The organism is Nocardia jiangxiensis NBRC 101359, from assembly GCF_000308615.1.
Classification (GTDB): domain Bacteria; phylum Actinomycetota; class Actinomycetes; order Mycobacteriales; family Mycobacteriaceae; genus Nocardia; species Nocardia jiangxiensis.
This window is the reverse complement of the sequence record NZ_BAGB01000041.1, coordinates 292,705-318,755: the sequence shown is the minus strand read 5'-3', so window position 1 is coordinate 318,755 and position 26,051 is coordinate 292,705. Positions and strand designations below refer to the sequence as shown.

Annotated in this window: 23 protein-coding genes; 15 read left to right on the top strand and 8 right to left on the bottom strand. The window is 68.4% G+C overall.

The annotated features are described in order from the left end of the window. From prcB to ON40_RS15495, 10 genes are all read left to right on the top strand, one after another. Positions 1-840, top strand: coding sequence for a proteasome subunit beta (prcB, locus tag ON40_RS15540; protein WP_051193143.1), 840 nt, complete (start codon positions 1-3; stop codon positions 838-840). A gap of 73 nt (positions 841-913) precedes the next feature. Further along, positions 914-1,702 (top strand): proteasome subunit alpha, encoded by a 789-nt coding sequence (prcA, locus tag ON40_RS15535; protein WP_040823075.1) that lies wholly within the window; start codon positions 914-916, stop codon positions 1,700-1,702. A gap of 185 nt (positions 1,703-1,887) precedes the next feature. After that, positions 1,888-3,246 (top strand): Pup--protein ligase, encoded by a 1,359-nt coding sequence (gene pafA, locus ON40_RS15530; protein WP_218008796.1) that lies wholly within the window; start codon positions 1,888-1,890, stop codon positions 3,244-3,246. 137 nt (positions 3,247-3,383) lie between these two features. After that, positions 3,384-4,379 (top strand): helix-turn-helix transcriptional regulator, encoded by a 996-nt coding sequence (locus ON40_RS15525; RefSeq protein ID WP_083895655.1) that lies wholly within the window; start codon positions 3,384-3,386, stop codon positions 4,377-4,379. Between the two features lie 17 nt (positions 4,380-4,396). After that, a complete protein-coding gene (locus ON40_RS15520) occupies positions 4,397-5,404 on the top strand; it encodes a helix-turn-helix transcriptional regulator (protein WP_040823072.1) in 1,008 nt (335 codons plus the stop codon). Further along, positions 5,401-6,456 (top strand): 2-dehydropantoate 2-reductase, encoded by a 1,056-nt coding sequence (locus tag ON40_RS15515; protein WP_051193142.1) that lies wholly within the window; start codon positions 5,401-5,403, stop codon positions 6,454-6,456. Before ON40_RS15520 ends, ON40_RS15515 begins: the two co-directional genes overlap by 4 nt. Before the next feature lie 62 nt (positions 6,457-6,518). After that, on the top strand, positions 6,519-6,788 hold the full coding sequence (tatA, locus tag ON40_RS15510; protein ID WP_040823069.1) for a Sec-independent protein translocase subunit TatA: 270 nt from the start codon (positions 6,519-6,521) through the stop codon (positions 6,786-6,788). Between the two features lie 105 nt (positions 6,789-6,893). Further along, a complete protein-coding gene (tatC, locus tag ON40_RS15505; protein ID WP_040823067.1) occupies positions 6,894-7,883 on the top strand; it encodes a twin-arginine translocase subunit TatC in 990 nt (329 codons plus the stop codon). 3 nt (positions 7,884-7,886) lie between these two features. Beyond that, positions 7,887-10,580: a DEAD/DEAH box helicase gene (locus ON40_RS15500; protein WP_040823065.1), complete on the top strand. Its 2,694-nt coding sequence runs from the start codon at positions 7,887-7,889 to the stop codon at positions 10,578-10,580. Positions 10,581-10,778: 198 nt separating this feature from the next. Next, positions 10,779-11,504, top strand: coding sequence for a DUF4333 domain-containing protein (locus tag ON40_RS15495; RefSeq protein ID WP_040823063.1), 726 nt, complete (start codon positions 10,779-10,781; stop codon positions 11,502-11,504). Between the two features lie 321 nt (positions 11,505-11,825). On the opposite strand, the gene ON40_RS15490 is transcribed toward ON40_RS15495, so the two are convergent. Further along, positions 11,826-12,794, bottom strand: coding sequence for a 5'-3' exonuclease (locus ON40_RS15490; RefSeq protein ID WP_040823062.1), 969 nt, complete (start codon positions 12,792-12,794; stop codon positions 11,826-11,828). A gap of 98 nt (positions 12,795-12,892) precedes the next feature. On the opposite strand from ON40_RS15490, the gene ON40_RS15485 reads away from it, so the two are divergent. Next, the gene (locus ON40_RS15485; protein ID WP_040823060.1) at positions 12,893-14,020 is read left to right on the top strand and encodes a M24 family metallopeptidase; all 1,128 of its coding nucleotides are present in this window, start codon (positions 12,893-12,895) and stop codon (positions 14,018-14,020) included. Positions 14,021-14,041: 21 nt separating this feature from the next. Here the strand turns inward: ON40_RS15485 and ON40_RS15480 are convergent, their stop codons facing one another. Then, positions 14,042-14,449 (bottom strand): PPOX class F420-dependent oxidoreductase, encoded by a 408-nt coding sequence (locus ON40_RS15480; RefSeq protein ID WP_040824160.1) that lies wholly within the window; start codon positions 14,447-14,449, stop codon positions 14,042-14,044. Between the two features lie 107 nt (positions 14,450-14,556). Between ON40_RS15480 and dprE2 the strand changes: the two genes are divergently transcribed. Genes dprE2 through ON40_RS15465 form a run of 3 tightly spaced genes read left to right on the top strand, consistent with a single transcriptional unit; the run spans position 14,557 to position 17,307 of the window. Then, the gene (gene dprE2, locus ON40_RS15475) at positions 14,557-15,312 is read left to right on the top strand and encodes a decaprenylphospho-beta-D-erythro-pentofuranosid-2-ulose 2-reductase (RefSeq protein WP_373281924.1); all 756 of its coding nucleotides are present in this window, start codon (positions 14,557-14,559) and stop codon (positions 15,310-15,312) included. Beyond that, positions 15,309-16,562 (top strand): precorrin-6y C5,15-methyltransferase (decarboxylating) subunit CbiE, encoded by a 1,254-nt coding sequence (cbiE, locus tag ON40_RS15470; protein WP_245567816.1) that lies wholly within the window; start codon positions 15,309-15,311, stop codon positions 16,560-16,562. Before dprE2 ends, cbiE begins: the two co-directional genes overlap by 4 nt. After that, positions 16,555-17,307, top strand: coding sequence for a cobalt-precorrin-6A reductase (locus ON40_RS15465; protein ID WP_040823057.1), 753 nt, complete (start codon positions 16,555-16,557; stop codon positions 17,305-17,307). The genes cbiE and ON40_RS15465 overlap by 8 nt, the downstream gene beginning before the upstream one ends. Positions 17,308-17,362: 55 nt before the next feature. On the opposite strand, the gene ON40_RS15460 is transcribed toward ON40_RS15465, so the two are convergent. From ON40_RS15460 to ON40_RS15435, 6 genes are all read right to left on the bottom strand, one after another. Continuing rightward, complete coding sequence (locus ON40_RS15460; protein WP_040823054.1) at positions 17,363-17,914, bottom strand: PadR family transcriptional regulator; 552 nt, start codon at positions 17,912-17,914, stop codon at positions 17,363-17,365. Between the two features lie 61 nt (positions 17,915-17,975). Continuing rightward, positions 17,976-19,592, bottom strand: a complete 1,617-nt coding sequence (locus tag ON40_RS15455; protein ID WP_083895654.1) for a precorrin-2 C(20)-methyltransferase — start codon at positions 19,590-19,592, stop codon at positions 17,976-17,978. After that, positions 19,589-20,224: a precorrin-8X methylmutase gene (locus ON40_RS15450; protein WP_040824152.1), complete on the bottom strand. Its 636-nt coding sequence runs from the start codon at positions 20,222-20,224 to the stop codon at positions 19,589-19,591. Before ON40_RS15450 ends, ON40_RS15455 begins: the two co-directional genes overlap by 4 nt. Before the next feature lie 47 nt (positions 20,225-20,271). After that, positions 20,272-21,459, bottom strand: coding sequence for a precorrin-3B synthase (cobG, locus tag ON40_RS15445; protein WP_040823052.1), 1,188 nt, complete (start codon positions 21,457-21,459; stop codon positions 20,272-20,274). Between the two features lie 89 nt (positions 21,460-21,548). Continuing rightward, a complete protein-coding gene (locus ON40_RS15440; protein WP_051193141.1) occupies positions 21,549-21,878 on the bottom strand; it encodes a hypothetical protein in 330 nt (109 codons plus the stop codon). A 4-nt stretch (positions 21,879-21,882) separates the two neighbouring features. Then, positions 21,883-22,134 carry a hypothetical protein gene (locus ON40_RS15435; protein ID WP_040823051.1) on the bottom strand — a complete coding sequence of 84 codons (252 nt, stop codon included), beginning with the start codon at positions 22,132-22,134 and terminating at the stop codon, positions 21,883-21,885. A 280-nt stretch (positions 22,135-22,414) separates the two neighbouring features. Here ON40_RS15435 and cobN point away from each other — a divergent pair, with 280 nt between their 5' ends. Then, positions 22,415-26,026 carry a cobaltochelatase subunit CobN gene (cobN, locus tag ON40_RS15430; protein WP_040824147.1) on the top strand — a complete coding sequence of 1,204 codons (3,612 nt, stop codon included), beginning with the start codon at positions 22,415-22,417 and terminating at the stop codon, positions 26,024-26,026. Positions 26,027-26,051 lie beyond the last annotated feature (25 nt).

Here is a 26,051-nt window from a genome sequence, read left to right as displayed (position 1 = left end):
ATGCGGCTCCACACGGGGCACGCGCTGTCGTCGTTCACCGAACATCTGCGTCAGTCAGCACCGGAACTGTTGCCCGCCAACAGATTCGGTAACACCGGCGACGCCGCCCCCAGCGGGGCGGCGTCGCAGGATCTGGCCCCGCACGGCACGACCGTGGTCGCGATCACCTACCGCGGTGGTGCGCTGATCGCGGGCGATCGCCGCGCGACCCAGGGTAATCTGCTGGCCAGCCGCGACATGGAGAAGGTGTACATCACCGACACCTATTCCGCGGCCGGGATCGCGGGCACGGTGGGCGTGGCAGTCGAGATGATCCGGCTGTTCGCGGTGGAGTTGGAGCATTACGAGAAGATCGAGGGCGTCTCGCTGACCTTCGACGGTAAGGCCAACAAGTTGTCCAGGATGGTGCGCGACAATCTGCCCGCCGCCCTGCAGGGGATGGCCGCGGTGCCGATCCTGGCCGGATACGACCAGGAGGCCAGCGATCCGGACCACGCCGGTCGCATCGTGTCCTACGACGTGGTCGGTGGCCGGACCGAGGAGCGGTTCGGCTACGCGGCGACCGGTTCGGGCTCGATGTTCGCGAAATCCTCGCTGAAGAAGACCTACAGCCGTGGTATCGACGCCGATCAGGCCCTGCGGATCGCGGTGCAGTCGCTGGTCGACGCCTCCGACGACGACACCGCCACCGGCGGTCCGGACCTGATGCGCGGTATCTACCCCACGGCGGTCCTGATCGACGCCGAGGGCGCGGTGGAGGTCTCCGAGGAGCGGCTGGCGGAGATCGCGCGTTCGCTCGCGGATGAGCGCGAGGCGGAAGAAGGGAGCGCCTCCGCATGAACGGTCAGTGGCCGGAGGCGGCAGCGGAGCATAACCACGTAGGCCGCCCGGGCATGCGGAAAGGAATTGCAGCATGACACTGCCGTACTACGCGTCGGCCGAACAGATCATGCGCGACAAGACCGAACTTGCGCGCAAGGGGATCGCACGGGGACGCAGTGTCGTGGCGTTGGTGTACGACAAGGGTGTGTTGTTCGTCGCGGAGAATCCGTCGGCGACGTTGAACAAGATCAGTGAGCTGTACGACCGCCTCGGTTTCGCGGCGGTCGGCAAGTACAACGAGTTCGAGAGCCTGCGGCGGGGCGGCATCCTGCAGGCCGACCTGCGCGGTTACCAGTACGACCGCCGGGACGTCACCGGCCGGGCCCTGGCCAATGTGTACGCCTCGGCGCTGGGCACCATCTTCACCGATCAGCTCAAGCCGTACGAGGTGGAGATCTGCATCGGCGAGGTCGGCTATCCCGAGCAGACACCGGACTCGGTGCTCTACCGGATCAACTTCGACGGCTCCATCGTCGACGAGCGGGAATACGTGGTGATGGGTGGCAACACCGATCCCATCGCGACCGCGCTGAAGGAGACCTACCAGCCCGGACTGGATCTGACCAGCGCTCTGGAGACCGCCGTGCAGGCCCTGCAGAAGGCCGTTCCCGAGGGCGCGGACAAGGAGAAGCGGACGTTGGGCGTCGGTTCGCTCGAGGTCGCCACGCTCGAGCAGTCGCGGCCGCGTCGGGCGTTCCGGCGCATCGCGCCCACCGCGCTGCGCACCTTGCTGGGTACGACCGACTCCGATTCGGCCGGGAAGTCCGAAGGTTCGGACGAGCCGCAGACACCGTCGGCAGGAGATCCGTCGAACTCGTAGCAGCCGCGTAATCGCCTGCAGGCCGGGCCCCTTACACTCGTGGTCCACGAGTGTAAGGGGCCTTGTCCCGGTGCGGGCCGGGATCGTGAATCCGGCCCCTCACGGGGGAAATCGTTGCGAAGACGTATGCAACCACTTGCTCGCACAGCCACTTTCGGGGATGGGTTGGTTGTAATGTCGATAGTGTGCAGCGACGAATCATGGGGATCGAGACCGAGTTCGGGGTGACGTGTACGTTCCACGGTCACCGTCGGTTGAGCCCTGACGAGGTGGCCCGGTATCTGTTCCGCCGGGTGGTTTCCTGGGGCCGTAGCTCGAACGTATTCCTCCGCAACGGTGCCCGGCTCTACCTCGATGTCGGATCCCACCCGGAGTATGCGACGGCCGAATGCGACAGCCTGGTGCAGTTGGTCACCCACGATCGTGCGGGTGAGCGGGTGCTCGAGGAGTTGCTGATCGATGCCGAGCAGCGCTTGGCGGAGGAGGGTATCGGCGGCGATATCTACCTGTTCAAGAACAACACCGATTCCGCGGGCAACTCCTACGGCTGCCACGAGAACTTCCTGGTCGTGCGCGCCGGCGAGTTCTCCCGGATCTCCGACGTGCTGCTGCCGTTCCTGGTGACGCGCCAGCTCATCTGCGGCGCGGGCAAGATTCTGCAGACGCCCAAGGCGGCGACGTTCTGCCTGTCCCAGCGTGCCGAGCACATCTGGGAGGGCGTGTCCTCGGCGACCACGCGCTCGCGGCCGATCATCAACACCCGCGACGAGCCGCACGCCGACGCCGAGAAGTACCGGCGTCTGCACGTCATCGTCGGCGACTCGAACATGTCCGAGACCACCACGATGCTCAAGGTGGGCACCGCCTCGCTCGTGCTGGAGATGATCGAGGCGGGCGTCTCGTTCCGGGACTTCGCACTCGACAACCCGATCCGGGCGATCCGCGAGGTGTCGCACGATCTGACCGGTCGGCGTCAGGTGCGCCTGGCGGGCGGACGGCAGGCCAGCGCCCTGGACATCCAGCGCGAGTACTACGCCCGCGCGGTGGAGCATCTGCGCAACCGCGAGCGGGATCCGCAGGTCGACGCGGTGGTGGATCTGTGGGGCCGCACCCTCGACGCGGTCGAGGCGCAGGATTTCGCGAAGGTCGACACCGAGATCGACTGGGTGATCAAGCGCAAGTTGTTCCAGCGCTATCAGGACCGGTACAACATGGACCTGTCCGATCCCAAGATCGCCCAGCTGGACCTGGCGTATCACGACATCAAGCGTGGTCGCGGCGTCTTCGATCTGCTGCAGCGCAAGGGTCTGGCCAAGCGGGTCACCGAGGACGACGCGGTCGACGCGGCCGTCACGACCCCGCCGCAGACCACTCGCGCCAAACTGCGTGGTGATTTCATCACCGCCGCGCAGGAGGCAGGCCGCGACTTCACCGTCGACTGGGTGCACCTGAAGCTCAACGACCAGGCCCAGCGCACCGTGCTGTGCAAGGACCCGTTCCGTTCGGTCGACGAGCGAGTGGATCGCCTGATCGCCTCGATGTGACGCCCGGCCGTGCGCGGTAGTGCGCACGGCCGCGGGTGTGAGGTCACCGGGAGTTCGCTGCCGGCGAAAGGGTGCGTGTCGCGAAAATTGCGATACCAGCGCACAACAACGCGGTCGATCGCATTACTCTTGTCCGAGTGGCGATATCCAAGGTCGAGCGGTTGATGAATCTGGTTATCGCGCTGCTCTCGACCCGGCAGTTTCTGAGTGCCGAACGTATTCGTGACAGCGTCGCCGGATATGAGGACTCGGCCAGCGACGAGGCGTTCAGCCGGATGTTCGAGCGCGACAAGAACGAGTTGCGCGATCTGGGCATTCCGCTGGAGGTCGGCCCGGTCGGCCGGTACACCAGTCAGGAGGGGTATCGGATCAACCGGGACGCCTACGAGCTCCCCGATATCGATCTGACCAGCCAGGAGGCCGCGGCCGTCGCGGTGGCCGTGCAGCTGTGGGAATCTCCAGAACTGGCCGCCGCCGCGGAAGGGGCCGTGCTGAAACTGCGGGCCGCGGGGGTCCATGTCGAGCCCGAGGCGGCGCTGGCCTCGGTTCCGGCCGTACCCGCGCGCACGCGCGGGTCGGAGGCGGCACTGGGCAAGTTGCTGGCCGCCATCGACGCCGGACGCGCGGTCCGGTTCGAGCACCGCAATTCGCACAGTGCGCCGTATCTGATGCGCGATGTGGAGCCGTGGGGTGTGGTCACCCATCACGGACGGTGGTATCTGGTCGGGCACGATCGCGTTCGCGACGCGGTGCGCACGTTCCGGTTGTCCCGGATCGGTGAGGATGTCACCGCGTACGGTCCGGAGAACGCGGTCCGTAAACCCGAGGGTGCGGATCTGCGTGCGATGGTCGCCCGGGTGACCGGAGCCGCGCCCGTGACGGGAACCGCGACGGTGTGGGTGGCGGACGGACGCGGCCAGGAGATCCGCCGTCTCGGCGCGGTCGTGGAGGATCGCGAGGTCGCCGGGCGGACGGGAGCGGTTGTGGAGGTGCCGGTACGTTCGCGCGATTGGCTGGCTCGGCTGATCACCGGACTCGGTCCGGACGCGTTGGTGCTGGCTCCGGCGCAGCTGCGCGCGGATGTCGTGGCGCGGTTGCGATCGGTGCTCGAACGCACAGAGGTTCCGGCATGACGCCCAGGAGCCCCCGCATGAGCAGCAGCCGGCTGTCGACGCGGTTGTCCCGCCTGCTGAACATGGTCCCGTACTTCCTGGCCAATCCGGGGATCAGCGCCGCCGAGGCCGCCGAGGATCTCGGCGTGACGACCAAGCAGCTGATGAACGACCTCAACCAGCTGTGGATGTGCGGCCTGCCCGGCTACGGGCCGGGCGATCTGATCGACCTGTCCTTCTCCGAGGAGAGCGTCGAGGTCACCTTCTCCGCGGGAATCGACCGGCCGTTGCGGTTGACCTCGACCGAGGCGACCGCGCTGCTGGTGGCGTTGCGGTCGATCGCGGATCTGCCGGGCATGGTGGATCCGACGGCCGCGCACGCGGCGCTGGCGAAGATCGAGGCGGCCATCGCGGGGACCGGCACGTCGGCGGGGACGGAATCGGTTGCGCCACTGGAGGCTCCGGCGGTGACGACGGTGCGGTCGGCGCTGGCGGCGAATCGTGCGCTGCGGCTGGTGTACTACTCCGCGAGCCGCGATGTGGTTTCCGAGCGCGTGGTCGATCCGATCCGAATCGTCTTGGTGGACAACAACTCCTATCTGCAGGCCTGGTCCCGCCGGGCCGAGGGCGTGCGGCTGTTCCGATTCGACCGGATCGAGGAGGCCGCCGAACTCGACGAACCCGCGCGCCCGCCCAGCCACGCCACCGACGAGGCCGCCGCACTGGACCTGTTCTCCGACGATCCGGCGGTCCCGTTGGCGCACTTGCGGATTCGCGCCGACTACGGCTGGGTACTCGATCAGTATTCGATGCAGCGCACAGCGCTGCTGCCCGACGGCGATGTCGAGGCCACCATGCGGTTCGCGACGATGGACTGGATGGCGCGATTGTTGCTGGGCTTCGGTTCCGGCGTGACGGTACTGGGTCCGGCCGAGCTGGTCACGGCGGTGCGAGAGCGGTCGAGCGCCGCCCTGGACGCCTATGCGGCACTGGCCGAGGACCCGGGCTACGGAGACACAGTGATCGAGGAGGTAGGGCCCACGTGACATTTCGAGTGACGGTGCTCGGCGCCGGCAGCATCGGAATATTCGTGGGAGGGAAGTTGGCGGCGGCCGGTGCCGATGTCACCTTCGTGGGGCGTCCGCGTCTGCTGGACGAGATCTCCGGGAACGGCCTGCGGCTCACCGACCTGGACGGCGGGTCCGACCGGGTGGCGCCGGGCGCGTTCGCCGTGGCGACCGAGCCCACCTCGGCCGCGACCGCGGATCTGATTCTGATCACGGTGAAGTCGGCGCAGACGGCGGTGTCGGCCGAACAGCTCGTGGGCCGGGTGCGTCCGGACACAGTGGTGCTGAGTCTGCAGAACGGTATCGGCAACGACACCGTGATCAAGGAGATCCTGCCGGCGTGCGTGGTGCTGGCCGGGATGGTGATGTTCAACGTCGTGCACCGCGACGGCGGGATCTTCCATCGCGGCACGGCCGGTGGCCTGGCGGTCGCCGACGATCCGGCGCTGGATCGTTTCGCGCCGTTGTTCGCTCGTGCGGGGCTGCCGCTGGAACGGCATGCGGATCTGTTGCCGGTGCAGTGGGCCAAACTGCTGTTGAACCTGAACAACCCGATCAACGCCCTGTCCGGTCTGCCGTTGCGCACCGAACTCGGCGAGCGCGACTATCGGCGTTGCCTGGCGCTCGCGCAGGCCGAGGCACTGGCGGTGATGCATCGGGCGCAGATCCGCCCGGCCCGGCTGACGCTGTTGTCACCGGAGTTGATGGTGCGCTTGCTCACGGTGCCCGACCTGCTGTTCAGCAGGTTCGCCGGACGGGTGGTCGCGGTGGATCCCCAGGCCCGCTCCTCGATGGCGGACGATCTGGCGCTGGGACGCAAGACCGAGATCGCCTGGCTGTCGGGGGAGATCGTGAGCCTGGGGCGGATGGTCGGCATGCCGACGCCGGTCAACGCCGCTCTGGTGGAGTTGATCGGTGTGGCCGAACGGGGTGACTCGCGCCGGTGGACCGGTCCCGATCTGCTGGCGCGGTTGCGTTCGGCGAAATGCGATGGGGCCGAGGACCCCGCCCATCCATCGCACCGCGCCTGACGGGCGTTATCGTTCTTCCCGGTCCGGTAACATCGGACTTACCACAGTTTTGGAGGTTATCGATGGGTACATTCGGCCCGACGCACTGGATCATCATCGCGGTCCTGGTGCTGGTGCTGTTCGGCGCCAGGCGGCTGCCGGACGCGGCTCGTGGCCTCGGACGTTCACTGCGCATCTTCAAGAGCGAGATGAGCGAGATGCAGTCCGAGGGTGGGCAGCCCGCACAGCAACAGCAGCCCGCCCCCGCGCCGGCTCCGCAGGAGTTGCCCACCTCGCAACCGGCCCAGCCCGCCCCGCAGGTCCAGCCGAACCCGGAAGTGCACAAGGCCTAGCCGACACGTCGGCTCAGCCCGCGCCGAACCGGCGACGTACCGGTCACGGCGACGGGTGAGTCGTTCAGGTCCGGCGTCCGGCGAGCAGCGAGGCATTGAGATCCCATGCGCATTCCGTTCGACCCCCGGCGCAGCCGACGTAGAACGAATCCCGACGGCACCATGTCGTTGGTCGAACATCTCGAGGAGTTGCGCTCGCGGCTGCTCAAGGCGCTGCTGGCCGTCGGCCTCACCACCGTGCTGGGATTTCTGTGGTACCAGTACGGATTCCTCGGCGTGCACAGCCTGGGCGACATTCTGCGCGGACCCTACTGTTCGCTGCCCGCCTCCTCGCGGGCGAATCTGAGCGCCGACGGCGCCTGCCGACTGCTGGCGACCGCACCGTTCGAGCAGTTCATGCTCCGGTTCAAGGTCGGCCTGACCGCGGGAATCGTGCTGGCCAGCCCGGTCTGGCTGTATCAGATTTGGGGTTTCGTCACACCGGGCCTGTACGCCAAGGAACGCAAGTACGCCGTCGGGTTCGTGACCTCCGGAGCGCTGCTGTTCCTGGTCGGCGCGCTGCTGGCGTACTGGGTGGTCGCCCACGCGCTGCGATTCCTGATGTCGATCGGCAACAACGTCCAGATCACCGCGTTGAGCGGTACCCAGTACTTCGGGTTCATCATCAAGTTGCTGATCATCTTCGGCGTCAGTTTCGAGACGCCGCTGCTGATCATCGGGCTCAACGCCATCGGCGTGCTCACCTACGAGCGGCTCAAGAAGTGGCGGCGCGGAATGATCTTCGGATTGTTCGTCTTCGCCGCGATCGTCACCCCGCAGGATCCGTTCTCGATGCTGGCCTTGGCGTGCGCGCTGACCTTGCTGTTCGAGGTGGCGGTGCAGGTGTCCCGGATCAACGACAGGCGGCGTGCGCGGCTGCGCGAGGACTGGGACGGGCTGTCCGACGACCAGGCGTCCCCGCTGACCGGAACCGATGGGGTCGGGCAGGTGGAGCCGGTGGCTGCGGCCCAGCCGATCGATCCGGCGGCGGCGATTCTGTCCGACGGCCCGGAGAAAACACCGCGACCGGTGTCGGACTACTCCGATACGCTCTGACGAGTGGGACAACGGTCGCCGATCGGCGAACTCGCGGTATTCGCCGCAGAACTGACATTCACGCTCGACCCGTTCCAGCAGCAGTCGTGCGAGGCGCTGCAGAACGGGCACAGCGTGCTCGTGTGCGCGCCCACCGGGGCCGGTAAGACTGTCGTCGGTGAGTTCGCGGTCCACCTGGCTCGCGCCGCGGGCGGCAAGTGTTTCTACACCACCCCGATCAAGGCGCTGTCGAATCAGAAGTACGCGGATCTGGTCGAGCGTTACGGCCGCGGTCAGGTGGGTCTGCTGACCGGGGACCAGTCGCTGCATCCGGATGCGCCGGTGGTGGTGATGACCACCGAGGTGCTGCGGAACATGCTGTACGCGAGTTCGGATGCGCTGCAAGGGTTGTCGTACGTCGTCATGGACGAGGTGCACTATCTGGCGGACCGCTTCCGCGGCGCGGTGTGGGAGGAGGTGATCCTGCATCTGCCGCCGGACGTGCGGCTGGTGAGCCTGTCTGCGACGGTCAGCAATGCCGAGGAGTTCGGCTCCTGGATGGAGACCGTGCGCGGGGATACCGCCGTCATCGTGGACGAGACGCGTCCGGTGCCGTTGTGGCAGCACGTGCTGGTGGGGCGGCGGATGTTCGATCTGTTCGACCAGAAGTCCAGTGATCAGAAGATCCTCGTCGACGAGGATCTGGTGCGGTACATCAAGCACCGCGAGGAAGCCGACCGGATGAACAGCTGGAACGGTCCGCGCCATCGCGGCGGCCCGCGCCGCGACTTCCGTCCGGTACACCGTCCGGAGATGCTGGCGCGGCTGGACGAGGAGGGCCTGCTCCCGGCGATCACGTTCATCTTCTCCCGCGCGGGCTGCGACGGGGCGCTGGCGCAGTGCCTGCGGTCCCGGCTGGATCTGAGCCGCGAGGACGACCACGAGCGCGTCGCGGAGATCATCGATGCGCATACGGGCGATCTGCCGCGCGCCGACCTCGACGTGCTCGGGTACTGGGAGTGGCGCGAGGGGCTGTTCCGCGGCCTGGCCGCGCATCACGCCGGTATGCTGCCCGCCTTCCGGCACACCGTGGAGGAGTTGTTCGTGAACGGTCTGGTTCGGGCCGTATTCGCCACGGAGACACTGGCTCTGGGTATCAACATGCCCGCGCGCACGGTGGTGCTGGAGCGGCTGGTCAAATTCAACGGCGAATCGCACGCCGAACTGACGCCGGGGGAGTACACCCAGCTCACGGGCCGGGCGGGGCGGCGCGGGATCGACGTCGAGGGACATGCCGTGGTGGTGTGGAATCCCGACGTGGACACCAGCTCCGTCGCCGGTCTGGCCTCGACCCGCACCTATCCGCTGCGCAGCTCGTTCCGTCCCGGGTACAACATGTCGATCAACCTGATCGACCGGATGGGTTCGAAGGAGTCGCGGGCGCTGCTGGAACGTTCGTTCGCGCAGTTCCAGGCGGACCGATCGGTCGTCGGGCTGGTCCGGGGCATCGAGCGCAACGAGGGCCAACTGCGCAAACTGCGTTCGCAGATCGATCACGACGGATTCCTCGAGTACATGTCGCTGCGGGAGCGAATCTCCCAGCGCGAGCGCGATATCGAACGGCAGGGGCGCGCCGATCGTCGCGGCGCGGCGGTGGCGGCGCTGACCTCGCTGCGGCGCGGTGACGTGGTGGCCATCCCGAGTGGGCGGCGCCAGGGATTGGCGGTGATCCTGGAACCCGATCAGTCGCCGGGTGATCCGCGTCCGCTGGTCCTCACCGAGGACAAGTGGGCCGGGCGCATCTCCGCCGCCGACTTTCCGACGCCCGCGCAACCGCTGGGGCGGATGCGGCTGCCTCGGCACGTCGACCACCGGACCGCCCGCACCCGTCGCGACCTCGCCTCGGCCCTGCGCAGCACCGGAATCACCCCGCCCGGACGGCAGCGTCGCGGTACCAAGGCCAAAGGCGGCGAGGACCGTGAGCTGGCCACCCTGCGGCGCGCGTTGCGTTCGCATCCGGCGCATTCGCGACCGGACCGGGAACAGCTGGCGCGGGTCGGCGAGCGTTACAACCGCGTGCAGCGCGAGACCGAGGCCATGCGCCAGAAGGTGTCCGCCGCGACGAATTCCCTGGCCCGCACCTTCGATCGCATCGTGGAATTGCTCACCGAGCGCGGCTATGTGGACGATGCCGGCGAGGTGACCGCCGACGGCCGTCGGCTCGCGCGCATCTATACCGAGGCCGATCTGGTCGTCGCCGAATGTCTGCGCCAAGGCGTCTGGCGCGGGCTCGGCCCGGCCGAACTGGCCGCGGTGGTGTCGATGCTGGTCTACGAATCACGCCAGGAGACAGGGTATCTGGGCCCCGCGGGGCCGACCGCCCCGATCCGGCGCGCGGTCGCGGCGACCATGACCGTCTGGAGTGAGCTGCGCACCGACGAGGCCCAGCACAAACTCACCCCGACCCGGGAACCGGACCTGGGCTTCGTGACGGGACTGCACAAGTGGGCCCGCGGCGACGGCCTGGCCGAATCTCTGCTGGCCAGCGGTGATCAGGGCAATGCGCTCTCGGCCGGTGATTTCGTGCGCTGGTGCCGTCAGGTGATCGATCTGCTCGACCAGATCCACAACACCGCCGACGATGTCGAGGTGGCGGGAACGGCCTCCAAGGCGGTCCGCGCGATCCGCCGCGGCGTGGTCGCGGTCGACTCGGCGTGAGCGCATGTCACAGCTCGTGTTCACACGCGGATCGGTGCGCTGTCAGGGCGCCGCGAACCCGCCGGAGCACAGCGTAGGCCAATGGGCACAGACAGTGCCGAACTGTGATTTGATGCTTGCGAGTACCGACCGTGGTGAGCGACTGACGACCTCACGCGGGGGGCAAGCGTGTGTACGACGACGAGTGGAGGCAGGCAGATGAGCGGCCCGTACGGACCGAACGATACCCCTGGTCCAGGGGAGGGACACAGTAGCGATCCGACTCAGCAGTGGACCGGTCAGCAGCCCGCCGACCCGACGCAGCAGTGGGGTGGTCAGCAACCGGCCGGTCAGCAGCAGTGGAGTCAGCCGGGACAGACGTCCTGGCCGCCGCAGGCCACCGGCAATGCCGATCCGACGCAGCAGTGGAGCGGTCAGCAGCCCGCCGGTCAGCAGCAGTGGGGGCAGGGCAGCGGGACGTCGTGGCCGCAGCAGCAGCCCGCGCAATCGCAGCCGTGGGAGGCAACCCAGCAGCAATGGGGTCAGCCGCCGCAGCAACAACAGCAGTGGAACCAGTCCGGCCAGTGGAATCAGGAACAGCCGCAGCAGCCCTCCCTGCAGCCCACCGGCAAGAAGTCGCGTCGCGGTCTGCTCATCGGCGGCGGCATCGGCGCGGTCGTCGTCATCGTCGTTGTCGTCGTGCTGGCCGTGGTCTTTCTGGGCAGCGACAAGCTGGACAACAGCGCCGTGCAATCCGGTGTGCAGAAAGTGCTCAAGGACTCGTACGGCATCGATGACGTACAGAACGTCAACTGCCCGTCCGGGCAGAAGGTGGAGGTCGGCAAGACGTTCACCTGCTCACTCAAGGTCGGCGGCGAGCAGAAGAACGTCACGATCAAGGTCACCAAGTCCGACGGCACCTACGAGGTCGGCCGCCCCAACTAGCTGTATTTTCGGCCTCCGCTTCGCTGCTGTATTTTCGGCCTCCGCTTCGCTGCTGTATTTCGGCCTCCGCTTCGCTCCGGCGGGTTTTCGGCGCCCGGAGGCTCGTCGTTGCGCGCTCGAGACTCGGCCTTCGGCCATGCGCTTCGAGCGCGCAACGACGAGCCGCGCCGAAAACCTTTGGGGTTGGCGGTTTTTGCCTGACTGTTCCGGCGGACGGAGACGCTTCGCCGGTGGGCGTTGGAGCTCGGAGACTGCTTGGAATCGGCTGGCTTGCTGCGTGATTCGGCCGGGACGGGCGAAGTGTCGGGCGTCGGGATGTGGCTAGCGTGCGGCGTTGGCTTCGAGGGCGGTGATGAGGCGCTTGATGGGGCTTTCCGCGTTGTAGGTGGTCGCGAGGGTGTGTAGGCGGTCGGGGGCGACGGGGGTGTCGGGGAGGGGGTCGGGGCGCGAGAGGGATACCTCGGCGTCGCGGACTACGCGGACGACGGGGGCGGCGGCTTTCAGGTAGTCCTGGGCCGCGGTGAGTTTGTTGCGGATGCCTTGGGCCAGTTCGGCATTCGGGTCGGAGACGGCGGCGACGAGGGCTTCCAGGGTGCCGAAGCGGGTGATCAGGGTGGCGGCGGATTTGTCGCCGATGCCTGCCACGCCGGGCAGGCCGTCGGAGGCGTCGCCGCGGAGGGTGGCCATATCGGCGTAGGCGGGGCCGGCATTGGATTGCGGCACACCGTATTTCGCGGATACTTCGGCGGGGCCGAACAACTCGGCCTTGGCCAGGCCGCGACCCACGTAGAAGACCCGCACGGGGGGTTGCGGGTCGTCGCGAACCAGTTGGAGTAGATCACGGTCGCCGCTGACGACGATCACCTCGTCGGTGGACTCCCGGGTGGCCAGGGTGCCGATCACATCGTCCGCCTCGAGGCCCTGCGCGCCCGCGGTGGCGATACCGGCCGCCTCCAGCACCTCGAGGATCATGTCGACCTGGGGGGTGAGATTGTCCGGCACCTCTTCCGCGCCGGGATCCGCGCCCGCGGAATCATCGAGGCGGTGGGCCTTGTACGACGGGACCAGCTCGACCCGGAACTGCGGGCGCCAGTTCAGATCCAGGCAGACCACCAACCGGGAGGGGGAGTGCCGGGTGATGAGCGCCGCCACCATATCGGTGAATCCGCGCAGCGCGTTGACCGGCTGTCCGCTGGGCGCGGTGATCTTCTCCGGGATCGCGTAGAAGGCGCGGAACCACAGGCTGGCGCCGTCGAGCAGCAGCAGCGGACCGGGGGCGGGTGAACTCATGGCTGCAGACGCTACCCGGTCGGTCCGACAACGCGGTGTGAGTCGGCTCGTCCGGTACCCCGCGTCGCGACGCGCCCGAACGCGTACCGTTGACGATCATGAGCGCGCAAACGGAATCACGGTTCGAGGCCGAGGTGTACGGAGGCCGGTTGGAGCGGGCGGCGGAACTTCTGCGCGCCGCACATCTGGACGCGCTGCTGATCACGCCGGGCCCGGATCTGGAGTATCTGATCGGGTCCCGGGCGCAGTCGTTCGAGCGGCTGACCTGCCTGTTGGTGCCCGCCAGCGGTGCGACGCCGTCGGTGGTCGTGCCGAAGCTGGAACTGGCCGGTCTGACGGATTCCGCGGCCGCCGATCTCGGCCTGGAGATCGTCGACTGGGTCGACGGGGTGAATCCGTACCAGACCGTCAAGTCGACGCTCAACGTCGGCGCGCGCGTCGCGGTCGCCGACGCCATGCCCGCGCTGCATCTGCTGCCGATCGCGGATGTGCTCAACGCGCTGCCGGTCTCGGCGACGCCCGTCCTGCGGCAGTTGCGAATGCGTAAGGACGCCAGCGAGATCGAGGCGTTGCGGCGCGCGGGCGCGGCGATCGATCGGGTGCATGGGCGCGTCGGTGAATGGCTGCGCGCGGGACGTACCGAAGCCGAGGTGGCCGCCGATATCGCGGCTGCGATCGTCGAGGAGGGGCACACCGCGGCTGCCTTCGTCATCGTCGGCAGCGGGCCCAACGGCGCGAGCCCGCACCACGAGCATTCCGAGCGCCCGATCGAATCCGGTGACGTGGTGGTCGTGGACATCGGCGGACCGGTCGAGCCCGGCTACTACTCCGACTCCACCCGCACCTACGTCGTCGGTGAGCCGGATCCGGAGATCGCCGAACGCATCGCGATCCTCGAACAGGCCCAGGCGGCGGCCATGGCGGCCGTGCGCCCCGGTGCCAGCGCCGAATCGGTCGATGCCGCCGCGCGAAATGTGTTGGCGCAGGCCGGATTGGGCGAAGCCTTCATCCACCGCACCGGACACGGCATCGGCCTGTCGGTGCACGAGGAGCCCTACATCGTCAGCGGCAACGACATCGTGCTCGAGCCCGGTATGGCCTTCAGCATCGAACCCGGCATCTACTTCCCGGGCGAATGGGGCGCTCGCATCGAGGACATCGTCATCGTCACCGGGGACGGCTGCGAATCGGTGAACCACCGTCCGCACGGGCTCACCGCGGTCTGAGCGACAGAGGGTGCGCGTTCGTCAGTCGCGCAGGGCCGCCCCGGTGAGCAGGCGGGTGGGGCGGATGGCGATGACGACACGGGCGGGGTTGATCCGCGGCGGGCGATAACGCTCGGTGTAGCGACGTTCGCCCTCGGTGACCGCGTCGGGGTCGGTGAGGATTTCCGCGGGGCCCTCGAGGGTGAGCCAGCGGGCGCCGTCGACCTGGCTGACCGCGGCGTAGCCGGTGCGTCGGACGTTGCGGGCCTTCACCGTGTCGCCGGAGGTGATGATCCGGGCGATGCCGCTGTCCTGATCCCAGGTGAAGCCGATCGGGACCATGTGCGGGGTGCCGTTCGCGCGGAGCGTGGTCAGGGTGGCCACATGCCGCTCGGCGACGAATTCGAGGGCAGCTGCGGACAGTGCGATACGTGCGCCGGTGCTGGTCATGAATGTGACGCTAACAATCCCCGCCGCCGCGCCCGCACCCGAGTGACCCGAGCGTACCCACATGTCCGGTTCGGTGCGGTCACGGTGGCAGACTGTCCGCCATGGGTATGCGGGCACATGATGTCGACGAGGGGGCGATCGTCCTGCTGGGCGGCCGCAGCGAGATCGGTCTCGAGATCGTGCAGCGGATGGCGCGCGGCCGAGTGGTGATTCTGGCCGCGCGGCGCAGCGCTGATCTGGCCGACGAACGGGCCGCACTCGACCGCGCGGGCGCGACGGCGGTGCACAGCGTGGAATTCGACGCCGACGATCTGCCCTCGCATCAGCCGCTGCTGGACAAGATCGCCGCCGAGCACGGCCGGATCGGCGTGGCTGTGCTGGCTTTCGGCGTCCTCGGCGATCAGGAACTCGCCGAACGGGACCCCGCCGCCGCGGTCGCGGTGCTGCAGACCGATTTCATCGCCCAGGTCAGCATTCTGACGACTCTCGCGGCCATCCTGCGCGCACAGGGCAGCGGACAGTTGGTGGTCTTCAGCTCGGTGGCCGGATTCCGGGTCCGGCGCGCCAACTACGTGTACGGATCGGGTAAGGCGGGCCTGGACGGTTTCGCCACCGGATTGGCGGATGCGTTGCACGGCAGTGGAGTTCACCTGTTGCTGGTGCGCTCCGGGTTCGTCATCGGGCGGATGACCGAGGGGATGGATCCGGCGCCCTTCTCGGTGCGGCCCGGTCAGGTCGCCGATGTGGTCGTCGCGAGTCTGCGGTCCCGGCGCGCGATCGCCTGGGCCCCGGCCATGATGCGCCCGCTCTACTTCGCCGTGCGATTCCTGCCGCGATCGGTCTGGCGACGGTTGCCGCGATGAACGACACGCCGGGTACGGGCATGGAGCCGTGGCCCGTTAGGACCCCGATCGCGGTGGTGGGGATCGGCGCGGACGGCTGGGACGGGCTCGGCGCGGCGGCGCGCGAGGCCGTGGAGCGCTCCGAGGTGGTGTTCGGTTCGAGCCGGCAGCTGGCGATGCTCCCCTCGGGTGGGCCCGAGCGGCTGCCCTGGCCCTCCCCACTGCTGCCCGCGCTCGCGGATCTACTTGCCGCACACCGCAACAGACGTGTCTGCGTGCTCGCGAGCGGTGATCCGATGTTCTACGGAATCGGGGTGTCGCTGGCGAAACTCCTGGGGCCGCAGGCGCTTCGGGTGTTGCCGCAGCCCTCCTCGGCCAGCCTGGCGTGCGCCAGGCTCGGGTGGGGTCTCGCGGAGATCGCGGTGGCCACCGCCGTCGGGCGCCCGATCGAGACGGTACTGCCCGAATTGGCCCATCGCCGCCGGATCCTGGTGCTGAGCGAACATGAGCGCACCCCGTCCGAACTCGCGAAACTGCTGTCGGGCAACGGTTTCGGGCAATCTCGGATGACGGTGCTCGAACAGCTCGGCGGAGTGGCCGAGCGCATGGTCCAGGGTGTCGCGGCCGACTGGGCCGAACCGCCGGGCGACCGGCTCAATATCGTCGCCGTGGACTGCCTCGCCGATCGGGCCGCCCCGCGACTGACCCGGCTGCCGGGACTACCGGACGAGATCTACCGTGGCGACGGCCAGCTCACCAAGCGTGAGGTCCGCACCCTGTCGCTCGCGGCGCTCGCGCCGTCCCCGGGCGAGCTGTTGTGGGATGTCGGCGGCGGATCGGGCACGATCGCCATCGAATGGTGCCGCACCCATCCGACCTGCCGCGCCATCACTTTCGAGCGGTCCGGTGCGCGACGGGGCCAGATCGCCGCCAACGCGCTGGCCCTCGGGGTGCCGGGGATCACGGTGCTCGGTGAGGTGCTCGAGGAGTTGGCGGACGACGAATTCCCCACGCCGGACGCGATATTCCTCGGCGGCGGACTGACCCAGCGGGGCCTGTTCGAGAACTGCTGGGTCAAACTGCGATCTGGTGGACGCCTGGTCGTCAACGCGGTCACCGCGGAGGCGGAGACGCTGCTGGGCGCGTGGTCGGCCGAATTCGGCGGTGCGTTGACCCGATTCCAGGTCTACCGCGCCGAACCACTCGGCGGATTCACCACCTGGCGGCCGCATCTGCCGATCACCCAGTGGGCAGTGGTGAAGGATGGGTGACCGGTCCCGCCGGGTCCTGATCCTCGGCGGCACCCGGGAGGCGCGGAACCTCGCCGAAATGATGAGCAGCGACAGTGGATTCACTGCAGTGTCCTCGCTGGCCGGTCGGGTTAGCGAGCCCGTTCTGCCGGTGGGAGAGGTCCGGATCGGTGGATTCGGTGGCGTGGACGGCCTGCGGAACTGGCTGGGCGACAACGATATCGACGTGGTGATCGACGCCACCCATCCGTTCGCGGGCGTCATCTCCGCTCATGCGGCCGCCGCGGCCGCGGCGCTGGATCTGCCTGTGCTGCACGTACGTCGGCCGGGATGGCGGAAACATCGGGAAGATCGGTGGATCCGGGTGCCCGATATCGCGGCGGCGGTCGATACCGCCGCCGGGCTGGGATCCCGGATATTCCTGACGATCGGCCGTCAGGAGGTCGGCGCGTTCGCGGACCTGACCGGCAGCTGGTTTCTGATCCGCGCGATCGATCCGCCGAGCGCGAAACTGCCACCGAATCATGAATTGTTGCTGGCGCGTGGACCTTTCGCCATCGAGGACGAGATCCGCCTGCTGACCGAACGTCGGATCGATGTCCTGGTCACCAAGGACAGCGGGGGAGAGCTGACCGTGGCCAAACTGTTCGCGGCGCGCGCCTGTGGTATTCCCGTCGTCATGATCGATCGCCCATCCCTGCCCGCTGGCGCGCGGACTGCGGAATCGGTTGCCGCCGCGTGGGATTGGCTGCGCAGACTGCCGTGACCACGAACGCCTCGGGCCGTTGCGGCCGGAATGCGCTGTAGCCGTGAAAGAGTGACTATCCGGCAGGGCTGTCGTCTGCGGACCGTGCGAGCAACCTGGGCAGCCGATCGAACCAGTCCAGCACCGCGCGTTCGTAACCGATCCCGAAATCCAGTGTGGCCCTTTCGCACCGGGATCGCGTGTCGTCGATCCCCGCGAGATAACGCTCGAGTCGTTCCTCGTGGATCGTGCGATTGGCGGCGATGATCCGATTCAGCCGCTCGGGTTCGACGAATTCGCCGAACGCCAGCGTCAGCAGCAGCGGCACCCGGATGGTTTCCGCGCCCGGATCGCGGGCGATCCACTGCGCGAAGGCTTCCCGCCCGGCCTCGGTGATCCGGTACGGCGTGCGCTCGCGCACCCCCGTCTGTCCCTTCTCCACCAGGCCGATCCGGTCCATTGCGGCCAATTCGCGGTACACCTGGCTCTGCGTGATCGTCCAGAAGTCCCCGATCCGCTCCTGAGCCAGATTCACCAGATCCCACCCGGCCATCGACCCCTCGTGCAGAAAACCCAGCAGCGAGGCCGCGGTCGAGTTCAGACCCCGCTTCGATTCACCCTCGGCCATATCCACCCTTCCACATCAACGTTCCACATTGGAATATTAACGCTCGGATCGGAAGCCGTGCTCAGGGGGTCGCGTACCGCCGGGAGGTGAACACCCGGCGACCGGCCGGAGTGTCGAATGCGGTTGTGGTGGAGGCTCCGATGATCAGCAGTGTGCGCATGTCCACCTCGGCGGGATCGAGTTCGGACAGGGTGAGCACGCGAACCGATTCGGCCGGACCGCCGACGTCGCGGCCCAGAACCACCGGCGTATCCGGCTTGCGGTGTTCCAGGATCAGGTCGCGCAGTGCCGCCACCTGCCAGGTGCGCTGCGAGGACGCCGGATTGTACACCGCGATGGCCATATCGGCGGACGCCACCGCCGATATGCGCTGTGCCACCGTCTCCCACGGCTTGAGCCGGTCCGACAGCGAGATCATCGCGAAATCGTGTCCCAGCGGCGCTCCCACCCGGCTCGCGACCGCACTCGCGGCGGTCATTCCGGGCAGCACCCGGACCGGGACCTCGCGCCACTGCGGATCGGCCGATTCCTCGACCACCGCCGCGGCCATGGCGAATACGCCCGGATCTCCGGAGGAGACAACCGCGACCCGCGCGCCGTGTCTGGCCAGATCCAGTGCCATGGCGGCGCGTTCGGATTCGACCCGATTGTCGCTGGCGTGGCGGCGTTGACCCGGCCGGACCGGCACCCGGTCGATATAGGTGGTGTAGCCGACCAGATCCGTCGCCTCGGACAGTGCGCGGGCGACCTCGGGGCTGGTCCAGTCCGGTGATCCCGGACCGAGACCGACCACTACGACCTCCCCGATTGCCGGGCGATCATCCTGCGGCGCTACGGTTTCCGAGATTCGGGTGCGGTGCGTGGCATCCGCCGCGGTGAGCGGAATCTCGGTCGTCGGAGTCGGTCCCGGTACGACGGTGATCGCGAAGTACGGCACCTCGGCCGCATCCACCTCGCCCGCGCGCAGCACTCGCTGACGTCCGGTGCTGGCCCGCTCGACGTAGTACGCGTCGTCCAGTCGCCCCGCATCCGAAAGTGCTTGCCGCACACTCGGATATGTGCGCCCCAACTTCATCACCACGGCCGCGTCGGCTTCGGTCAGGCGGCGGGTCAGCTCCTCGGCGGGCAGGGTGCCGGGCAGGACGGTCAGCACCTGATCGCCTTCCACCAGGGGTGTGCCCAGTGCGGCCGAGGCGGCGCTGACCGAGGTGATGCCCGGGATGATCTCGGCCTCGAACCGATCGGCCAAGCGGCGGTGCATATGCATGTACGAGCTGTAGAACAGCGGATCTCCGGCAGCCAGCAGCGCCACCGAGCGCCCGGCCGCGAGATGGGCGGCGAGGGTGGCCGCGGCCTGTTCGTAGAACTCGTCGATGGCGCCCTGATAGCCGCCCGGATGGTCGGTGGTCTCGGTCGTCACCGGGTAGACGAGGTGTTCCTCGAGTTGTCCCGGGCGCATGTAGGCCGCGGCGATGCCGCGGGAGATGCTGCGGCCGTGCCGAGCGCTGTGAAAGGCGATGACATCGGCCTCGCCGATGATCCGGGCGGCCTTGACCGTCACCAGTTCCGGATCGCCGGGGCCCAGACCGATACCCCACAGTTTGCCCGCGCGCGGCTGCGCGGAACGAGGGGGCGGTGTCGACGCGGCGGGCTGTTGCGTGCGGTCCTGTTCGCTCATTCCTGTTCGCTCGCAATCGCATTCAGTGCCGCCGCGGTGATCGCGCTGCCGCCGCGCCGCCCTCGGACGGTCAGATACTCCACGTCGCCGAATTCGGTCAGCGCCTGCTTGGATTCCGCGGCGCCGATGAAGCCGACCGGGATGCCCAGCACCGCGGCGGGCCGGGGCGCACCCGCGTCGAGCATGTCCAGCAGGTGGAACAGCGCGGTCGGCGCATTGCCCACCGCGACCACCGCGCCGTCCAGGCGGTCACGCAGAAGTTCCAGTGCCGCAACCGATCTGGTATTGCCCATGGTCTGTGCCAGTGCCGGAACCCGGGGATCGCCGAGCAGGCACATCACCTCGTTGTCCGCGGGCAGGCGTTTGCGCGTCACCCCGGCGGCGACCATGTTGGCATCACACAGGATCGGCGCACCCGCTCGCAGCGCGGTCCGCGCACTCGCGACGACGTGCTCGCTGTGGTCCACGTCGGCGGCCAGATCGACCTGCCCGCAGGCGTGGATCATGCGGACCACCACCTGCGCGACGTCGGCCGGGAACCGGGCCAGATCCGCCTCGGCCCGGATGGTCGCGAACGAGCGCCGATAGATCTCGGCCCCGTCGGTGAGGTAGCTGGTACGCACGTCGGACATGGCGTACACCATAGTTCCCGGTCCCGGGGCTTCCCGGACCGAGTGTGTCAGCGGGGGACGGGCGGGCTGATGCGGTAGCCGTCCGATTCGGCCACCACGTCGGTGACCACGCCGCGTGGGCGGCCGCAGCGGCGCTCGCATCCGGACCAGTGCTGACGTCCCGGAACCGCGATTTCCTCGACGGTCAGGCCCACCCCGGCAGGCGGTGTGCCGCTCGGCGACACCCGCCCTTCGGTGACCGCGTCGGCGGCGTCCGCGCGCACATCGGTGCGGGATTTGGCACAGCCGGGTTGTCCGGCGCACGCCGTCACCAGCAGCCACGGCGAGGCGGCGTCGAAGATCAGGCCCATCGGGGCCAGGACGCGCACCACCTGTTCGGCGGTCCACTCGTCCAGGTCGGACAGGATCAGGCTGCGCCACGGCGTGAGAACGACCGGACGGTCCACCGCGGCGAGGAATTCGGCCGTCCGGGCGGGCAGCGCACCCAGTCGCACACCCGCACCGAGGCTCACCAGACCGTCGTCCTGGGCGAACCAGCCGATCGGAATATCCTGTGGCGCTGGTGGTTCCAGTGGATCGGCGGTCGGTTCCAGGCCGAGTGCCGCGACGATTCGCGCGGGTCCGTCGGCGATCTCGCGCAGCCGCCACTGTTCGCCGCGCAGCGCCTGGAACTCATGTGCGGCAGCGAGTAGCACCTCGACCGCCTGTGTGCCCGGTACCCGGATGCCGCTGTCCCGCTCGCCCAGCAGTAGCGCGTAGTCGTCCGCGCCCACGGCGTGGATGCCGAAATCGCCGCCGAGGCCGCTGACGTCGCCGCGCCCGTCGTCGAGGGTGAACAGCACGCGGCCGGGGAGATCGGCCAGGGCCGGTGCCGCGCGCAGGGCGTCGTCCAGCCGGGGGATCAGATCTCGGATGTCGGCCAGGCCGCCGAGCCGTCCGGACAGCGGTGAGGCCACGATGTTGCGCACGCGCTCGTGGGTGCGGCTGGGCAACAGGTCCGCGCTCCCGAGCCGGGCGGCCAGTGCCTCGGCATCGCCGATTCGGCGGAGCTGGACGTTGCCGCGCGAAGTCAACTCGATGCCGCCGTCGCCGAGATCGCGGGCGGCCTCGGCCAGGGCCAGCAGCTGATCCGGGCGCAACCGGCCGCCGGGCAGGCGGATACGCGCCAGCGATCCGTCGGCGGCCTCGTGCAGGCGCAGCACGCCGGGGCAGGAGTCAGGGGCGGAGCGAGTCATGATCCACCCAGCGTACGGCTCGTCCGGGCATAGTCCGCCGCGGGTGAGTTTCGGCTCCGCACCATGGTCGGGGCGGTTCGATCACGCGATCAGGGCCGAGGTTGCACCTGGTGTGAGCGAACCGGTGTCAGCATGGCGCGGCGGCGCAGTGCGCGCGGGGTCTGATCCCACTTGTCCGCCAGCAGATTCGGTGTCGCGTGATGGTCGGCGTGATCGCGGCGCACCGTGGTGGTGATCAGGGTCAGTGCGTAGACCAGCGTCAGCGCGAACAGAACGCCTGCGATCATCGCGTACCCGGTGTGTCCGGTACCCGCCGCGGTCAGCGTCATGGCCAGCGTCGCGAAGCCGAGCAGCGCGCAGAAATAGCCGGACCAGGCGGTGAAATGATTGCGTCGAACCCAGTTCGGAGTCATGGACATACGCTCAGGGTCCTCTCCTGCCGGTGCGCCTCAGCGCACGGGCGCGACGCGCCCACGGCGGATCAGGAACATAGCTGTCGGACAACAGATGTGGCGTTTCGTGATGGCGAATCCGATCGGAATGTGCCGTGGATTCGAAGATGAGCAGACCCGCTATCGCGATCACCGCGCACGCTCCGGCCGCGACGATCGTCAGCGAGTTGTTCTGGGCGGCAGACGCCAGTGTCATCGCCAGCAAGGCGACAGCAACCATCATGCAAACAATTCCTGACCAGGCGGCGAACCGATTTCGCCTGGCCCACCCTGGTGAGTTCGGCATAGATCGAGCGTACGCCGCCGACATCTGTTCCGGGAGGGTGTGTGCCAGGTCGTTATGGGCGCTCGGCGGAGGTGTCGGTGCGGCGCGGTAGCATCCCGGTGCCTGCCTGTCCCGAGGAAACCGGTGCAATTCCGGTGCGGTCGCGCCACTGTGACAGTCAGACCCTCCCGGCAGGCACGAATCCCTGATGGGCGCGAAACCCGAGGAAAGGCCGATCGTGATCCTGCTGCTGTCCACCTCCGACACCGACCTGCTGTCCGCGCGGGCCAGCGGTGCCGACTACCGCCTCGGCAATCCGGCGCGACTGTTGCCGGACGATCTGCCCGCCCTGCTCGACGGCGCGGATCTGGTCGTGGTGCGCATCCTGGGCGGTCGCCGGGCCTGGGAGCAGGGGCTCGACACGGTGCGCGCGAGCGGCGTCCCGGTGGTCGCGCTGGGCGGGGAGATGGCCCCCGATGCCGAGCTGATGGAGTGCTCGACCGTGCCGGGCGGCGTCGCCGCGGACGCGCACAATTATCTGGCCGCGGGTGGTGCGGAGAATCTGCGGCAGCTGCACAATTTCCTGTCCGACACCGTGCTGCTCACCGGATACGGCTTCGAGCCGCCGGTCCACCTGCCGAACTGGGGCGAACTCGAGCGGGCCTCGCGTGCGGACGTCACGGGTCCCACGGTCGCGGTGCTGTACTACCGCGCCCAACATCTGGCCGGGAACACCGCCTATATCGAGGCGCTGTGCGCGGCGATCGAAGAGGCCGGGGCGCGCCCGCTGCCGCTGTACTGCGCGTCGCTGCGCACCGCGGAACCGGAGCTGATCGCCACGTTGCGCGGTGCCGATGCCCTGGTGGTGACGGTGCTGGCCGCGGGCGGCACCAAACCCGCCACCGCATCCGCCGGAGGCGACGACGAGGCATGGGACATCGGCGCGCTCGCCGATCTGGACGTGCCGATTCTGCAGGGTCTGTGCCTGACCACCGGCCGCGAGCAGTGGGCCGACAGCGACGAAGGACTGTCCCCGCTGGACGTGGCCACCCAGGTGGCCGTGCCCGAATTCGACGGCCGCATCATCACGGTTCCGTTCTCGTTCAAGGAGTTCGACGAGGAGGGGCTGTCCGCCTACGTGCCCGATCCCGAGCGTGCGGCGCGGGTGGCCGGGATCGCGGTGCGGTACGCGCGACTGCGGCATATTCCGGCCTCGGACAAGCGGATCGCGATCGTGTTGTCGGCCTATCCGACCAAGCACGCCCGGATCGGCAACGCCGTCGGCCTGGACACGCCGGCCAGCGCCATCGCGCTGCTGAGTGAGATGCGTTCGGCCGGTTACGATCTGGGTGAGCAGGGGGAGATCCCAGGGCTCGAGCAGGCCGATGGTGACGCTCTGATCCACGCCCTCATCGCGGCAGGTGGTCAGGATCCGGACTGGCTGACCGCCGAACAGTTGGAGGGCAACCCGATTCGCATCGGCGCGGCTGCCTACACCGCCTGGTTCGACACCTTGCCCGCGGAGTTGCGTGCCGCGGTCGTGCAGGCGTGGGGTGAGCCGCCGGGACAGATGTACGTCGACCGGTCGGCCGATCCGCGCGGTGAGATCGTCATCGCCGCACTGCGATTCGGCAACGTGGTGCTGATCGTGCAGCCGCCGCGCGGCTTCGGGGAGAATCCGGTCGCGATCTACCACGATCCGGATCTGCCGCCGAGTCACCACTATCTGGCCGCCTACCGCTGGCTGGCCGCGCCGGACGGTTTCGCCGCCGACGCCATGGTCCACCTGGGCAAGCACGGCAACCTGGAATGGTTGCCCGGCAAGACGCTCGGCATGTCCTCGACCTGCGGAACCGATGCCGCACTGGGCGATCTGCCGCTGATCTATCCGTTCCTGGTGAACGATCCCGGCGAGGGCACCCAGGCCAAGCGTCGCGCCCACGCCACCCTGGTCGATCACCTGATTCCGCCGATGGCGCGGGCGGAGACCTACGGCGACATCTCCCGGCTCGAGCAGTTGCTGGACGAGCACGCCAACATCTCCGCGCTGGATCCGGCCAAACTGCCCGCCATCCGTCAGCAGATCTGGACGCTCATGCGCGCGGCCGAGATGGACCACGATCTGGGGCTGACCGAGCGCCCGGACGAGGAGTCCTTCGACGACATGCTGCTGCACGTCGACGGCTGGCTGTGCGAGATCAAGGATGTGCAGATCCGCGACGGCCTGCACATCCTCGGTCAGGCGCCCAGCGGTGCGGCCGAGGTGGATCTGGTGCTGGCCATGCTGCGCGCCCGGCAGCTCTGGAGCGGTGAGGATCACGTGCCGGGTCTGCGAGAGGCGTTGGGGCTCAGCGAATCCGGGGACGAATCGCGCGAACGTGTCGACGCCTTCGAGAAGCGGGCACGCGAGCTCGTCTCGGCAATGCAGGAGACGGGCTGGGCGGCCTCGGAGATCGATGCGCTCACCGAGCGCCTGGTCGCGGATTCCGATGTGGATCCCGAACGTCTGGATGCGGTGCGCCGGGTACTCGGCTTCGCCGCGACCGAGGTGGTGCCGCGGCTGCGGCAGACCGGCGTGGAGATCACGCGCATCCTGCACGCGCTCGACGGCGGGTTCATCCCGGCCGGACCCAGCGGATCGCCGTTGCGCGGGTTGATCAACGTGCTGCCCACGGGCCGCAACTTCTACTCGGTGGACCCCAAGGCGGTGCCCTCGCGACTGGCCTGGGAGACCGGTCAGGCGATGGCCGATTCGCTGCTCGAGCGGTACCGGGCCGATCACGGCGACTACCCGCGTTCGGTCGGGCTGTCGGTGTGGGGCACCTCCGCCATGCGCACCTCCGGCGACGATATCGCCGAGGTCCTGGCGCTGCTGGGGGTGCGGCCGATCTGGGACGAGGCGAGCCGGCGCGTCACCACGCTGGAGGTGATTCCGCAGGCCGAGCTGGGCCGCCCGCGTATCGACGTGACGGTCCGCATCAGCGGGTTCTTCCGCGATGCCTTCCCGCACGTGCTGGCCATGCTCGACGACGCCGTCCAGCTGGTCGCGAACCTCGACGAGCCGGACCGGTTGAACTACGTGCGAGCACACAGCCGGGCCGATCTGGCCGAGCACGGTGACGAACGTCGTTCCACCACACGCATTTTCGGCTCCAAGCCGGGGACCTACGGCGCGGGTCTGCTGCAGCTGATCGATTCGGGCAGCTGGCGCACCGACGACGATCTGGCGCAGGTCTACACCGCGTGGGGTGGTTTCGCGTACGGGCGCGATCTGGACGGCGCACCCGCGTCCGACGACATGCGCGCCGCATATCGCCGGATCGCGGTCGCCGCCAAGAACACCGACACCCGCGAGCACGATATCGCCGACTCGGACGACTACTTCCAGTACCACGGCGGCATGGTGGCCGCCGTGCGCGCGCTCACCGGCACGAATCCCGAGGCGTACATCGGTGACAGCACTCGTCCCGACGCGGTGCGCACCCGCACCCTGTCCGAGGAGACCGCCCGCGTGTTCCGGGCGCGCGTGGTGAATCCGCGCTGGCTCGAGGCCATGCGGCGGCACGGGTACAAGGGGGCGTTCGAGATGGCCGCCACCGTGGACTATCTGTTCGGCTACGACGCGACGACCAATGTGGTGGCCGACTGGATGTACGAGAAGCTCTCGGAGAGTTACGTATTCGACGAGACCAACCGCAAGTTCATGGAGCAGTCGAATCCGTGGGCGCTGCACGGTATCGCCGAGCGGCTGCTCGAGGCGGCCGAGCGCAAACTGTGGGAGCAGCCCGAACAGGAGACTCTGGACAAGCTGCGGCAGGTGTACCTGGAGACCGAGGGCGAGCTCGAGTAGCGCGGTACGCCCGGGGGCGTATGGC